The sequence below is a fragment of the Shewanella sp. M-Br genome (assembly GCF_036245925.1).
GTDB classification, from domain to species: Bacteria; Pseudomonadota; Gammaproteobacteria; order Enterobacterales; family Shewanellaceae; genus Shewanella; species Shewanella oncorhynchi.
Window position 1 is genome coordinate 263,150 of sequence record NZ_BJBV01000001.1, and the last position, 13,816, is coordinate 276,965.

Below are 13,816 nucleotides of genomic sequence, written 5' to 3' on the forward strand. Positions count from 1 at the left end.
ACTATTGTCTATAGCAAGTCAGCCTTGCAGTGATACTAAAATCCGCCACTCCAATACTATTCTATCCAATGTTAATTAAAGGTAACTATTTTACAAGTAAACAGGTTATCAGCAGAGGCTAAAACATGGTTTTCTCTATGCTCATTCGCAGCAGCTATCTGCTGCCCACTATCTACAGCAAGTATTTACAGCACCTGATGTAAATCAGCCCAATCAGCGCAAACACGATTTGACTATGTGAGAAAAGTATCGACAGAGGCACCATTCGTATCACCACCAAGGCGAGCGTCAAGCCACAATGAATTTCACTTAATTCAATTGGCTAAGCACATGAAACACAAACTCATCATTCTGTTTGTCCTCTGCACTTTCTTTGTGATTTCCTTGATGACCAACAGCATGGGGCCGATTTTCCCTGCGTTAATTGACAGTTATGCTATCGGCCTGACGTTGGCGGGGTTATTTCCCTTTGCGTTTTTTATCGCCTACGGCGTGACATCGATTCCTGCGGGGATTTTGGTGGACAAGTACGGTGAAAAGCGGGTGATCATCTTAGCCTTTAGCCTCGCGTTTATCGGCGCCGTGACTTTTGTGTGTCTGCCCACCTTTAGCATCGCCATGTTTAGCCTGTTTTGTATTGGCACTGGCATGAGTTTATTGCAGGTGGCAGTCAATCCCTTACTGCGCCAAGCCGCGGGGCCAGAGCATTTTGCCTTTTTCTCCGTACTGGCCCAACTTGCCTTTGGCGGCGCCGCGACCTTAGCGCCGCTGGTGTATCAGCATTTTGTCGCCTTAGATCAAGCCAGTGTTGCATCAGCCAACTATGTGCAACAGCTATTGCCCGAGAACATGAGTTGGCTCGCCATGTATTGGTTATTCGCCGTGGTCGCGCTCGCCATGGTGCTCTTTGCCAGCCTAGTGAAGATGCCCAAAGTGAATAAACTGGCAGATGAGTCGGCAGGTGCCCTCGAGACCCATTTACGCCTTTTCAAAGATAAAACCGTTTTGAAATTCTTCTTCGCTATCGCCGCCTACGTTGCGCTTGAGCAAGGGCTTGCTAACAGTATCTCAGTCTTTTTGCTGCAATATCATGGTCTTGACACCTTAAGTGTCGGCGCCAATGTGGTTAGCGATTTTTGGTTTTACATGACGCTCGGCTGCCTACTCGGTTTGCTGCTACTTAAACTTATCGACAGTCAGATCTTGCTGCTCAGTTTTTCCCTTAGTTCACTGGTTTGTTTTCTGGTGGCGATTTGGGGACCGAGCCAACTAACATTAATTTGTTTCCCATTGGTTGGCTTTTTCATTTCTATCATGTGGTCGGTGATCTTCTCGTTGGCGCTCAATTCGCGCACTCAAGATCATGGATCATTCGCCGGCATTCTCTGTACCGGCATTATCGGCGGCGCGTTTATCTCGCCGATCATTGGTGTTATCAGTGAGCTGTCCGGCGAATTACGGTTCGGGATGTTAGTGCTGCTAATCCCTATGGCTTACATAGGTTATGTCGCCCTAACGGCTCGTCCCTTGATTAAAAACACCACCCTATTTTCAACAAAAGCGGCCTCAAAGGATGCCGTTCCTATGGCAACAAACAACACGAGAGGCAACAAGCTATTATGAGCGTCCTATGTTTAGATCTTGGGGGAACTAAACTGATGTTGGCACAGGTGGAAGGTAAAACCTTACTCGACACTTGGCGGTATCCTGTTCCCGCCGATGGCAACTTTGAACAATTATTCGATTTCCTCGTGACCTGTATCCACAGTCACCTCACGCCTGAAACCAATGGTGTTTCCATCGGGGTGCCCGGTATGGTGGATATGCAGAGCGGCACTTTACTCGAAGTGCTCAACATCCCTGCGCTGACGGCAACGCAGTTAGCCCAGCAGCTGCAAAATACCTTTGAAATGGATGTTGTTGTGAATAATGACGCTAACCTCTTTGCCCTCGGCGAAGCTGTACTCAACAGTAATCAAGACATGCTCGGGATTACCTTAGGCACTGGCGTAGGCGCTGGGGTGATTTTTAATGGTCAGCTGTATTCGGGTAAACATTGCGCCGCAGGTGAAATCGGCAGTTTGAGTTATCGCGATGGCATTATTGAGCACTACTGCTCGGGGCAATACTTCACCGTTCATCATCAAATGAGTGGCGAGCATTTGTACCAAAAAGCCTGTGAAGGTGACAGCCAAGCGCTACAAGCCTTCGTCCATTTTGGCGAACACTTGGCACACATGATCGCCCAAACCTTACTAGTATACGATCCCAAAGATATTATCCTTGGCGGCTCAGTCAGCCAAAGCTTTCCCTTTTTTATTGAAGCGCTTAAACAGAAATTGCAAAGCTTAGTCTATGGCCCGCAACTGACAGACTTGACGATTTCAGCCAGCCAACATCACAATGCAGCCCTCATAGGTGCCGCGCAGTGGTTTTTACAACAAAAGGACTCAGCTAAGTGAAAGGACAAATAACACAGAAAGGGAAAATACAGTGGCAGAGGATTAAGACGGCCTTTGTCAGCGGCGTCATGGCAGTGCTTCCCGTGGCGTCGGTGCTTTCAATACTTGCTATGCCATCAGTACAGGCCGCCAATGCTGTGCAGGAGGCAAATCATGTCGCGCTGAATCAATTGGCCGATAAACTCCAATTAAATTATCAGTTAACCGCCAGTTATCTTGAAACCTGTCCCGCTAAAGAAGCCCAGTGCTATCGCTCCGCCATTGAGCTGACCTTGCCCACTCAGTTATCCAACGAAGAGCTAAATCATGGCGATTGGCAAATTTATTTCAGCCAACTATCGCCCGTTTATTTTGTCGATGCAGGTGACTTTAGCATTGAACATATCAATGGCGATTTACACAAAATCACTCCTAAAGCCAGTTTTAAGGGTTTCGTCGCCGATCAGGTTTATCGTATTGATTTTTATAGCAAAGGCAGCCAAATCACCCGTTCCGAGTTTATGCCAAACTTCTTTGTCGCTATGGGCGATAAGGCGCAGGTCATAAAGAGCACTCAAACAAGGCGCGATAAAGAAACAGGTTTAGCCGAGCAAGACTACCTGGCGCCTTTTAATGCAGAGAAACAATTCTTACTGGCAAAAAACGATGCAACCCCCTTTGCCGATGGCCAATATTTAGCAGAGCAATATCAAGCCTTAGCCGCAGACAAAGCACCTGACATTAGCGGCAAACTCATCCCCACGCCACTTCATAGCCAAAGCCTAAACTCGGCACCTTTATCCCTTGCTAAAGGTTATCGACTCACGGCTGCAACTGTCGATTTTAAGGGGCGGCAGGCGGCATTTGATTACCTCGATTCTTTAGGCTTTTCGGCCAAGGACAAAGGCACGCCGCTATTATTGCAACTCGATACTCAAACTCCTAAAGTCGCAAGCACTGAAGCCCATGATAGTGAAATTAAAAGCAGCGAAGCCTATCGGTTAACCATAACGGCTGAGCAAATCAGTATTCGAGCGGGCAGTGAAGCGGGACTCTTCTATGGCCTACAAAGCCTAGCTGGGCTGATCAGTTTAAGTGACGATCAACTCGTCGCCATCGATATTCAAGACCAACCTCGCTACGCCTTTCGCGGCCTGCATATCGATTTAGCCCGTAACTTTCACTCACTCGATTTTATTAAACGCATTATCCCACAGCTCGCCGCCTATAAAATCAATAAGCTGCACTTGCACTTAGCCGACGATGAAGGTTGGCGTTTAGCCATCCCCGGCTTACCTGAACTGACCGATGTGGGCGCAAAACGCTGTTTCGATTTAACCGAGCAAACCTGTTTATTGCCACAACTGGGCAGCGGCATAGCGGACGTTAACCCCGTCGATGGCTACTTAACCGTGGTGCAATACCAAGAAATATTACAACTGGCTGATGCTCACCATATCGAAGTGATCCCTTCACTGGACATGCCGGGGCATTCACGCGCCGCAATAAAATCCATGGAGGCGCGTTATCACCATTACCTCGCCAAGGGAGACAAAGCTAAGGCGGAGGAGTTTTTACTGACTGAATTTGCAGATAAAACCCAATATTCGTCGATTCAGTATTACCACGACAACACACTCAATGTGTGTCTGCCGAGTACCTATCACTTTATTGATACTGTGATTGATGAAGTTAAAAAGATGCACCAAGCCGTAGGCATTCCTTTAGTGCATTACCACATAGGCGCCGATGAAACCGCAGGCGCTTGGGTAGAATCCCCTGCGTGTATCGCAATGAAAAAACAAAAAGCCGATGAGTTAACCGGACTGCATTCGCTCAATGGTTACTTTATCGAACGCGTTGCTAATATGCTGGCGGAGAAAGGGATTATTGCCGCTGGTTGGAATGATGGTATGGGTGAAGTGCGTCCCGAAAACATGCCCGCCCAAGTGCAATCTAACGCTTGGTCGCAGATTTCAGACAACGGCCATCAAATCGCCCATAAGCAAGCAAATTTGGGCTGGAAGGTCGTTATCTCAACGCCAGAAGTCACCTATTTTGATTTCCCCTACGCTAGCCATCCAGATGAGCGCGGCAATCATTGGGCCTCGAGGGCAATAGACAGTTTTAAGGTGTTTAGCTTTATGCCCGATAATCTGCCCGCCCATGCCGAGCGCTGGCACAATAGCTTAAATCAGCCATTTGTGTCGGACGATAGCCACAGCCAGCTCAAACCAGGACACGGTTTTTACGGCTTGCAGGGGCATCTTTGGAGCGAAATGGTGCAATCGGACGAGCAAGCAGAATACATGTTATTCCCGCGCATGGTCGCCCTCGCCGAACGGGCATGGCATAGGGCGCCATGGGAATTAGCCTATGATTATCAAGGTAAAATCTATAGTCAGCAAACTCAACATTTCGCCCGCCAACTCAAGGGCCAAGCCGAGCAAGTGCTCAAACAGGATTGGCAAACCTTCGCCGCGGTTTACGCCAATAAAGTGCAACCTAAGTTAGCTAAAGCGGGAATTTTCTATCGCATATCACCGCCTGGGATACGTGTTGAAAATCAGCAGTTAGTGGTCAATAGCTTATATCCCAATGCCGAGTTGGAATACCAACTCGACTCAGGACCTTGGCTAAGCTACCGCCAAGCTTTCAAGCTTAATGATGTCAAACACATCCGCGCCAGAGTCAAAGATGGCGCACGTTACTCTCGCCCATCGACTTGGCAAAGCTCCCTCTAATCGTTCATCGCACAATGTCGGCCATCACATGTGATGGCCGATACGTTAATTGACTATTAATACCACTGGTCGATGGGTTAAGCATGAGCTTACATTGAGGCTTTTCAATAACAGCGCAACTCAGGCTATAATCTCGCTATTCGCGATGACACTCTCGTGATAACACTTTATCAAGCCTAAGGATCTGCCAACCGATGACAACTGCTTCTACTAGCACCTTTGCTGTGTTAAACCAAACCACAGCAACCTCGTTTAATGAACAGAAAAATCTGATTAAACGGGTATTTAAAGGTAAGCCAGTGCAATGTCCTAGCTGTAAACAGACACTTAAAGTCATATTGCCTGAGCAGGCAAAGGCAGAACAAGCCGCAGGAATTTACTGTGCTAAAGGCTGCACAGATATCGAACTCGATATGGAAGCCGTCGCGGGACTCTAATCATTCCAGAGCCAACCCACACTGGAATTAGCCTCACATCGACGGCCAAGCGACGATTACAACAGTCACTGTAATTCGCCGTTATAAAGTAAATATCTTTCTAATTATCAATGAGATTATTTAAACTAATCACGGCAGTTGCTTAAGCTGCCCACGAAAATAGTGTCGATAATAGCCCACCAAATTACTGCCAATAAAGAGTACCTCCATTAACACTGCCACGGGCGATCCCACTAAGGCATTGTGAACGAGCCAAAAACTGGTTCCGACTATCATAAGCAGTCTGAGATCTTTATCCCTTTGACAGAATGCGGCGCGGGTTTGAAACAAGGTGCCTATACAACTGATCACAGTCGTTACCCCATTAAAGGTCACAATGCTCATCACAAGTGCAGCAATAGAGAAACACCATAGGGCTACTTTTGAGGTGGTAAAAATACTGGTGAGATAACGCACTGTGGCTATGCCCATTAAGCCTGCGGCAGTCCATTGCTCCAGCAAACAAAAATGAATTGAAATCAAGATGCCAGACACAAAAAGGCAGGCGACTATCCGCTCCCGCGCCTTAAATTGAAACGAAATCAGATCGAAGATAATGGCTATCGCCACCAAAATTTGAGACAAAGTAAACGCAGTCAACTTATTAAGCTCCTTCGCTTTAAGCAATAATGCGCACTCTGATTGAAAGCCTTATAGACTTGAGAGCGCAACTTAAGGCGCAGCATCATGGGAATCGCGATTTAGCGCATTAACTTAAGTTAACTGGGAGCAAGAACCGTTAAAGAGAGTCTTGAAGTCGTCGGCGCATACGCGACAAACTGATTGCCGTAATGCCAATATAATTAGCTAGCTGACCTTGGCTTAACCGCTCAAGCCAAAGTGGTGAATGTTCGCGTAAATACAGATAACGTTGCTCAGGTGTGTGCAGCAGTAAAAAGGCTTCCTTTTGTTCTTTATACAATAATTGCTGTTTAAGTAACCCAAGTTGCACTGACTGCAGCGAAGTATCATCCAACACGGACAAGGGCATTTGGATAAGTTTACAGGCGCTTAAAGCCTCTAATTGGTAACGAGCGGGAATTTGCTTAAGCCAACTGACATACAAAAAACACAGTTCACCCTCGAAATAAAACTCCTTACAGCGCTCTGTGCCCTCCTGAGTATAATGGCAAGCGCGCACGATACCATCCACAACAAAATATGCCTGTGACTGCTCATCTCCTTGGCCAAGAAGCACCTCTCCCGCCGGCACGTTCAACGCTTTAAACTGTGGTAAGTAACGTTCAACAGCAGCTTGACTCGCCCCTAACGCAATCAAATATTGTTGCAGTGGCTGGCAAGTTGACACTTGCAATACAGCAGTCTTTTTTACGTCATCAGGTTCAATCATGCGAGCAACTCAGCGATTTATCACTAAACACTTAACCACTGCCATTCGAGTAAGGGTGCAGCAGTCGCTTGCAGGCCACGGCTCAGCGTGACGTTAAATACACTTTTAGCGGGAATGCTTCCCACGCCCTTAGGCGTGCCTGTCATTACAATATCGCCCTCATCGAGACTGATAAATGCCTGTAGCTCGGACAATATGGTCTGAGGTTTGTAAATCATTAAATCGATATGCCCCTCTTGCACCAAGTTATCATTGATACTCAAGGTGAAATGCAGCTGTGCCTCCGCATCATCAATCGCCACAAACGGACTGAATAACGCTGCACCATCAAAGGCTTTTGCTCGCTCCCAAGGCAATCCCTTAGCTTTTAACTTAGTTTGCAAATCACGTTTTGTGAGATCTAAACCGACGGCGACGCTACTGAAACGGCCATTTTGAAACATAAAACACAGCTCGGTTTCATAATGCAAGGTTTCCCCTTGATGCTCAGAATGAAGCACAGTCGAAATGGCCGAGTTGGGCTTTAAAAATACCACCATATCCTCGGGGATTTCGTTACCTAATTCATGGATATGCTCAACATAGTTACGCCCAATGCAGAGAATTTTTGTCGGTACGATAAGGTTTTCACCTAACATGACTGATTTCATCTTTAATCCTTTTCAAGATAGGGTTGAAATAATTTTAAATAATAAAACCAACTAGTTAACCTAAATTAAATCTAAACGTTCAATTGAACTAATCACTGTACTTATGACGAACTCTGCTACACTTAAATCAATATTTCAACGAAAACAGCGATCTAACCATTAATAAACCCATTTTACAGGGACAGTCATAGAAGAGGTTTTCGCACTATGTTAACGCTTACCATAAAACAAAAAATCATCTTTAGTTTTAGTGCAATTGGCGCGCTGCTCATCGCTGGTAGTAGCTTTTTCTACTATTCACTCTCCCAAGTACAAACCGCCTATCAAAATATTGAAACCTTAGCCGTACCCGTGCAAAAGCAGAGTAATAGCTTACAACTAGTGCTATTAAAAATGTCACGCCTTGCCACCTTGGCCCATAGTCAGCAAGACACTGCCGCCTTAACCAAAAGTCAGCAAGCATTTACCGCGCTGCAGAAGAAATATCAAAGTATCGAAAATGAGTTAATTGAGCGAGTTGCAGATCAACCTAAGATGCAAACATCCCTAAACGAAGCGCAGGCAAGATACCAAGCCTATTTGCAGCAAAGCCAAGCCATGTTTAGCGCTAAACTCGCCAATGAACAAGCAAAACGGCAGTACCTGCAACTCTTTGAGCGCTTTAACCATGCCAAGACCAACGCCAGTAATGCGATGATTGATCTCGAAACTCTTTCCATCCCCGATAATCCGACTTTACTCGAAGAAATTGTCGGCACAGGTACTCGCATTGACGACATGCTCTATACGCTAGCCAACACTATGGGGGAACTGATCCACACTCAAAGTTTGGATGTTATTCAATCGCACCAACAGGATGTCGGTATTTTACTGGGGAACCTCACCACTAACTTTACCTTTTTAAAACAACAAACTGATGGGCTTGATACCTTAGGCCTACTGCAAACATTCGAGCAAGAATATGCGATTATCAATACCTTACTCGCAGCGCCTGCCGAACTTTATAAAGTGCAGGAAGCCGTAGTTGAGGCACAACGACAAGCAGAGCAACATTACCTCGATGCCGATAAAGAGTTTAATGCGAATAATCTCGCCTTAGATAAGTTAATCAACTTAGCCGACCGCCGATTTACCAGCCTGCAAACCATCGCCAGTAATGATATTCAACAGGGTCAAACCTTAGCGATTGTACTAGCACTGGTATTTATCATCATGGTGAGCTTTATCTCTTTCTTCACCTCCAAGGCCATGCTCAATCCCTTGGCCTTAGTGAACGGCGCACTCGCCAGTATCGCCCGAGGGGATTTATCTAAACGCATTCGTAAACGCCATAACGATGAATTTGGTGCCCTAATCGATAACATGAATACCTTGAGTGACGATCTTGCCAAGCTGTTAACCAATATCAGCCAAAATGCCCATTCATTGGACAGCTCTGCCACCCAAACCAATGAGCAAGGCCAGCGCATCGCCAATGCCGCAACGGCGCAAATCAGTCGAGTCGATGAAACTAAAGCCTTGGCAGAACAGATGTTTACTAGCTCAAATCTAGTGACAGAACAGGCCAGTGAGTCGGCGAGACAAATCAGTCAAGCCTCGAAATACGGTAATCAAGTGAAGCAAATTGCCGATGATAATCGCAATAAAATTGCCGAACTGAGCGCCCGTTTAAGTAGCTCAGTTGAAGTCATGTCTCGCTTGAGCATTCAAAGCGATAATATTGGCAGCATTTTAACCACCATCAGCAGCATTGCCGAACAAACCAATTTGCTGGCACTGAACGCCGCCATTGAAGCCGCCAGAGCGGGGGAACATGGTCGTGGTTTTGCCGTCGTGGCCGATGAAGTGCGATCACTTGCCTCACGCACCCAAGCCGCTACCGCCGAAATTCAAACCATGATCACGGCCCTGCAAAAAGAAACGTCCACGGCAGCCGATGCAATTACTACGGGGCAAAATCAAGCAAATGAGTGTGTCGGACAAAGCCAAACCCTGCAGGATGCTATCGCTCACATAGAAAGCACCTTACATACCCTCAATAAAATGAGTCTAGAGATCACCCACGCCGCCCACGAGCAGTTAGATTACAGCCAGCGGATTGAGTCGAGCATGAGTGAGGCGGCACAATCTGCAGACCAAAATGCCAATGAAGCCATGGACATGGCTAAACGCAGCAACGAAGTCACTCTGCTTGCCCATTCACTCACCAGCTCAGTGGAACGGTTTAAACTATAGAGGTGATGGGACCTAGAATCTAGGCATATTCCATCAGGAATTCATCGAGCTGTTCGTTGGCAATTTCAATCTCGTCACCTTCGAACTGGGCGATATGAAACATGCCCTCACCTTCGTTAGTCACAGGGATATTACTTATTCCTATGATAATACCGTCGGTTGGCGCGCGAATGGCCACACTGTCACCGCCGTGGGGACTAACGATATGGGCAATGATATAACCCTTAGTCACCCGCTGGCCAAGTTTAAGCTTCATATTCACTAAACCATCGGATTCACTGCGAACCCAATAACTGCGAATAGCACTGACACTCGCGCCTTTGTTACTCACTCGCCCTTTAAGCATATCTAAACTGCGCATCACATTGAGCACACCTTTGAGGCCAGATTTTATCGACAACTCGCTAAAACGTAACGCCTCTCCAGCCTCATATAAAATGCAAGGAATGCCCTGTTGATTAGCATAACCTCGCATAGAAACACTGCGGGCTTTAGAATGCATAATAAGCGGCGCACCAAAGGCATTCGCCATGGCGAGCATAGTCTCATCATTAGTATCACAGCGAATTTGCGGCAAATTATCCCTATGGACGGCCCCAGTATGTAAATCAATCACATGGGTTGCATGAACTAATAACTGAGTGGCAAACAGATTAGCTAAACGGCTTGCGAGCGCCCCTTTGCTAGAACCAGGAAAGCAACGATTTAAATCACGACGATCGGGTAAATAACGGGATTGCTGAATAAAACCAAACACATTCACTATTGGCACCACAATTAACGTGCCCGTCAGATTCTTTGGATTCACTCTGGCTAATAAACGCCGACAAATTTCGATACCATTGAGTTCATCCCCATGAATAGCGGCACAAACCAGTAAAGTCGGGCCAGGTTTGGCTCCGTGAAACACTTCCACATGAATATCGAGTTGCGTATCGGTATACAACTTAGCGGCTGGCAGCTTGATCCCTAATTGCGTCCCAGCTGTGACTCGTTTTCCCGCTAATTCAAATGCTTCACGTCTTTTTACCATGGCAACTCCCTTGTTCTATCAAATGTTATCCCGCGCGGTTGGCTCATGTTTACCGCATTTTTGCCAAAATGATCCGCTATTGCATATCAGCCTACTTTAAAGACTAAAGTGGGATTTTAAACGAATTATTGCGGCTCAAATTGGTTCAGCCAAGATTTTAAAATCTGCAGTAACACAGGCCTATCTTCAGCACTCACGCCCGCGAACAACGCACGTTGACATTGAATATGCTGAGGTAATGCCTTATCAATGAGCGACTTACCCTCTGCAGTTAACGAGACATGGACAGCGCGGCGATCTTCCTTACTGTGCTCCCGCTCAATCAGCCCCTTATTTTCGAGTCTGTCTAAACGACTGGTCATAGCGCCAGAACTTAGCATCATGCTCTGATAAAGTTGCGAAGGCGAGAGTGTGAACGGCTCTCCCGAGCGCCTTAACGTCGCGAGCACATCGAACTCCCCCTGACCTAAGCCAAATTCGGCGTGGCATTGCAGCAGTACCACTTCGATATATTTCGTTAAACGAGCGATTCGCCCGAGCACAGCCATAGGGATCAAATCCTCAGTAACCCCTTGCTGTTGCCACTGTTCAACAATTCTATCGAGGCCATCTTCTTTAGTATTCGAATCCGCTTTCTTTTTATCCGTAGAACTCGCGTTAGTATCCGCAGGACTGGCATTAGTTAGCGTCATTTTAGCTGTCATAGGTTTATCTCAATATAAAGATTCTTTACATCATTCTTTACATCTTAGTCATTTTCTCGCAGAATTAAAATATCTTTATATCAAGATACATCTGAAAGAGATTCTTTTTGAATTGTAGTGATGTGGTTTCAACCTACTGTTGTTGAAAGGAAATCATCATGAGTATGCTAAATGCTGCTACAAATCACTTTTTCAGCAAATCAAACTCAGCTTATTTTTGGAGACAATCCATGCGATCCCCCCTGACAGAGAAAGTGAATTTATTGCTGCTCGGACTCGCGTTCATCCTTATTGGTCTAAATCTACGGCCCATTCTCGCCTCCGTTGGGCCTTTACTGCCCAGCATACAAAAGGATATCAGCTTAAGTTTTACCTTAGCGTCTATGCTGACATTGCTGCCCGTGCTCGCCATGGGACTGGGTTGTTTTACAGGCTTTAGTATCGCCAAACGTTTAGGATTCAATACCGTAATGACAGGATCATTGCTACTGCTGATCGGCGCCACTGCAATGCGCTTCTGGGCGATAGATGCCAATTGGCTTATCTGCTCGGCATTACTGGCAGGGGTCGCAATCGCCCTCATTCAAACCATAATGCCCGCCATGATTAAGCTTAATTTCGGTGAACGGGTGCCCTTAATGATGGGGCTTTACGTCACCGCCATTATGGGTGGCGCGGCATTAGCGGCGAGTAGCGCACCTTTTATCGGGATGAACTTAGGTTGGCGCGCGGGTCTAGGTCATTGGACTTGGTTAGGCATATTCGCACTCGTGCTGTGGCTCCTGATTAAACATAAAGCCGCATTACCGAGCCAAGCAAAAGAGCAAGCTTTGCAACTTAACTTTTGGCGTTTTCGTCGCAGTTGGCTATTGGCGATATTTTTTGCATTAGGCACAAGTTGTTATGTCTGCGTACTTGCATGGTTAGCCCCCTACGCGGTCGAGCTAGGTTATAGCCAAACTCAATCGGGATTAGTGTTAGGTTTCTTAACCAGCATGGAAGTGATCGCGGGCTTAGTGTTTCCTTGGCTTGCCAGCAAGTCGACGGACAGACGCGCCATCATAGCCCTACTCTGCTTGCTACAACTCATTGGCTTTATGGGACTGGCACTCGCCCCTCAAGTATCGCTATTTTTATGGGCGGGACTTGCAGGATTAGGTATTGGCGGGATTTTTCCACTCGGGCTGATTGTCACTATGGATCATCAACAGAATCCTATGTTAGCAGGTAAATTAACCGCCTTCGTGCAGGGTGTGGGATATACCATAGCGGCTATCTCGCCTTGGATTGCCGGATTAATTCGCGATAATTTCAACAGCTTTAACAGTGCTTGGTTATTACTCGGTGGCTTAAGTGTGATCGCGTGGATATTATCTTGGCAATTTAATCCGCAGGGCTATGCACGCCAATATCAAATCACCCGCTGTGTATCTTAACCATCTAATTTAAAATAAAAAAACCGCCATGTCGGCTAACGATCATGGCGGTTTTTATTGTGTTGAGCTAAATAAATCGCGCTCACACTAAGCGAAACTTAAGACTTTTTAACGAAGCACGTCAGAATCACAATACGAGTACCGTTAACGCGGCCTTCGATATGCTCTGGGTTGTTGGTCAAAGCAATGTTACGCACAGCTGTGCCACGCTTAGCCACAAAGCTAGTGCCTTTCACGTTTAAGTCTTTGATGATGACCACAGTATCGCCAGCATTGAGCACTGCACCATTACTGTCTAACGTTGGCGTAGCATCGTCACCTGCTGCGGCAACTTCGGCATCACCCCACGCTTTTAAATCGTCTTCAAGATAAAGCATATCCAGCAAATCTTGCGCCCAGCTTTCGCCATTTAAGCGCTTAAGCATACGATATGACATCACTTGAACTGCCGGTACAGGACTCCACATGCTGTCATTCAGACAACGCCAGTGGTTCATGTCCATGGTATCCGGTGCCGCAATTTGGCCACTGCAGGTTTCACAAATCATGATCTCATTGTCACGGCCATCGGAGGCTGGCAGATCATAAATAGAGAGTTCAAGCTCGCTGCCACACAGTTCACACTTGCCGCCACAGCGACTTAGCAATTCATTTTCAGTCATTTTTCTGTTCTATATGCCTAGTAAAACGCGGATTATGCCATAAACTGGCATTTTTCGGCAGGGGGCTGAGGCAATATAACCCTA

The 13,816-nt window shown here is 46.5% G+C and carries 12 protein-coding genes; 6 read left to right on the top strand and 6 right to left on the bottom strand.

Going from position 1 to position 13,816, the window contains the following annotated elements; genetic code table 11:
- Window positions 1-330: 330 nt before the first annotated feature.
- From AAA952_RS01095 to AAA952_RS01110, 4 genes are all read left to right on the top strand, one after another.
- Complete coding sequence (locus AAA952_RS01095) at window positions 331-1,623, top strand: MFS transporter (protein WP_198572060.1); 1,293 nt, start codon at window positions 331-333, stop codon at window positions 1,621-1,623.
- On the top strand, window positions 1,620-2,462 hold the full coding sequence (locus AAA952_RS01100; protein WP_198572061.1) for an ROK family protein: 843 nt from the start codon (window positions 1,620-1,622) through the stop codon (window positions 2,460-2,462). Before AAA952_RS01095 ends, AAA952_RS01100 begins: the two co-directional genes overlap by 4 nt.
- Window positions 2,459-5,185 (top strand): family 20 glycosylhydrolase, encoded by a 2,727-nt coding sequence (locus AAA952_RS01105; protein WP_338253635.1) that lies wholly within the window; start codon window positions 2,459-2,461, stop codon window positions 5,183-5,185. The genes AAA952_RS01100 and AAA952_RS01105 overlap by 4 nt, the downstream gene beginning before the upstream one ends.
- 194 nt (window positions 5,186-5,379) lie before the next feature.
- The gene (locus tag AAA952_RS01110) at window positions 5,380-5,622 is read left to right on the top strand and encodes a hypothetical protein (protein ID WP_113941056.1); all 243 of its coding nucleotides are present in this window, start codon (window positions 5,380-5,382) and stop codon (window positions 5,620-5,622) included.
- Between the two features lie 129 nt (window positions 5,623-5,751).
- On the opposite strand, the gene AAA952_RS01115 is transcribed toward AAA952_RS01110, so the two are convergent.
- The 3 genes from AAA952_RS01115 to AAA952_RS01125 form a co-directional block, all read right to left on the bottom strand.
- Window positions 5,752-6,261, bottom strand: a complete 510-nt coding sequence (locus AAA952_RS01115) for a YgjV family protein (RefSeq protein WP_028760654.1) — start codon at window positions 6,259-6,261, stop codon at window positions 5,752-5,754.
- Between the two features lie 139 nt (window positions 6,262-6,400).
- Window positions 6,401-7,012: a Crp/Fnr family transcriptional regulator gene (locus AAA952_RS01120; RefSeq protein WP_263199387.1), complete on the bottom strand. Its 612-nt coding sequence runs from the start codon at window positions 7,010-7,012 to the stop codon at window positions 6,401-6,403.
- 23 nt (window positions 7,013-7,035) lie between these two features.
- Window positions 7,036-7,662: a fumarylacetoacetate hydrolase family protein gene (locus AAA952_RS01125; RefSeq protein ID WP_338253642.1), complete on the bottom strand. Its 627-nt coding sequence runs from the start codon at window positions 7,660-7,662 to the stop codon at window positions 7,036-7,038.
- 207 nt (window positions 7,663-7,869) lie between these two features.
- Between AAA952_RS01125 and AAA952_RS01130 the strand changes: the two genes are divergently transcribed.
- Entirely contained in the window at window positions 7,870-9,897 is a 2,028-nt protein-coding gene (locus AAA952_RS01130) for a methyl-accepting chemotaxis protein (protein ID WP_263180931.1), read from the top strand.
- 19 nt (window positions 9,898-9,916) lie between these two features.
- On the opposite strand, the gene AAA952_RS01135 is transcribed toward AAA952_RS01130, so the two are convergent.
- Window positions 9,917-10,930 carry a succinylglutamate desuccinylase/aspartoacylase family protein gene (locus AAA952_RS01135; RefSeq protein WP_028760658.1) on the bottom strand — a complete coding sequence of 338 codons (1,014 nt, stop codon included), beginning with the start codon at window positions 10,928-10,930 and terminating at the stop codon, window positions 9,917-9,919.
- Between the two features lie 125 nt (window positions 10,931-11,055).
- On the bottom strand, window positions 11,056-11,634 hold the full coding sequence (locus AAA952_RS01140; protein ID WP_338253646.1) for a MarR family winged helix-turn-helix transcriptional regulator: 579 nt from the start codon (window positions 11,632-11,634) through the stop codon (window positions 11,056-11,058).
- 230 nt (window positions 11,635-11,864) lie between these two features.
- On the opposite strand from AAA952_RS01140, the gene AAA952_RS01145 reads away from it, so the two are divergent.
- Entirely contained in the window at window positions 11,865-13,070 is a 1,206-nt protein-coding gene (locus AAA952_RS01145) for an MFS transporter (RefSeq protein WP_338253648.1), read from the top strand.
- A 98-nt stretch (window positions 13,071-13,168) separates the two neighbouring features.
- Here the strand turns inward: AAA952_RS01145 and AAA952_RS01150 are convergent, their stop codons facing one another.
- Window positions 13,169-13,732 (bottom strand): PhnA domain-containing protein, encoded by a 564-nt coding sequence (locus AAA952_RS01150; RefSeq protein WP_011790067.1) that lies wholly within the window; start codon window positions 13,730-13,732, stop codon window positions 13,169-13,171.
- Between the last annotated feature and the right edge of the window lie 84 nt (window positions 13,733-13,816).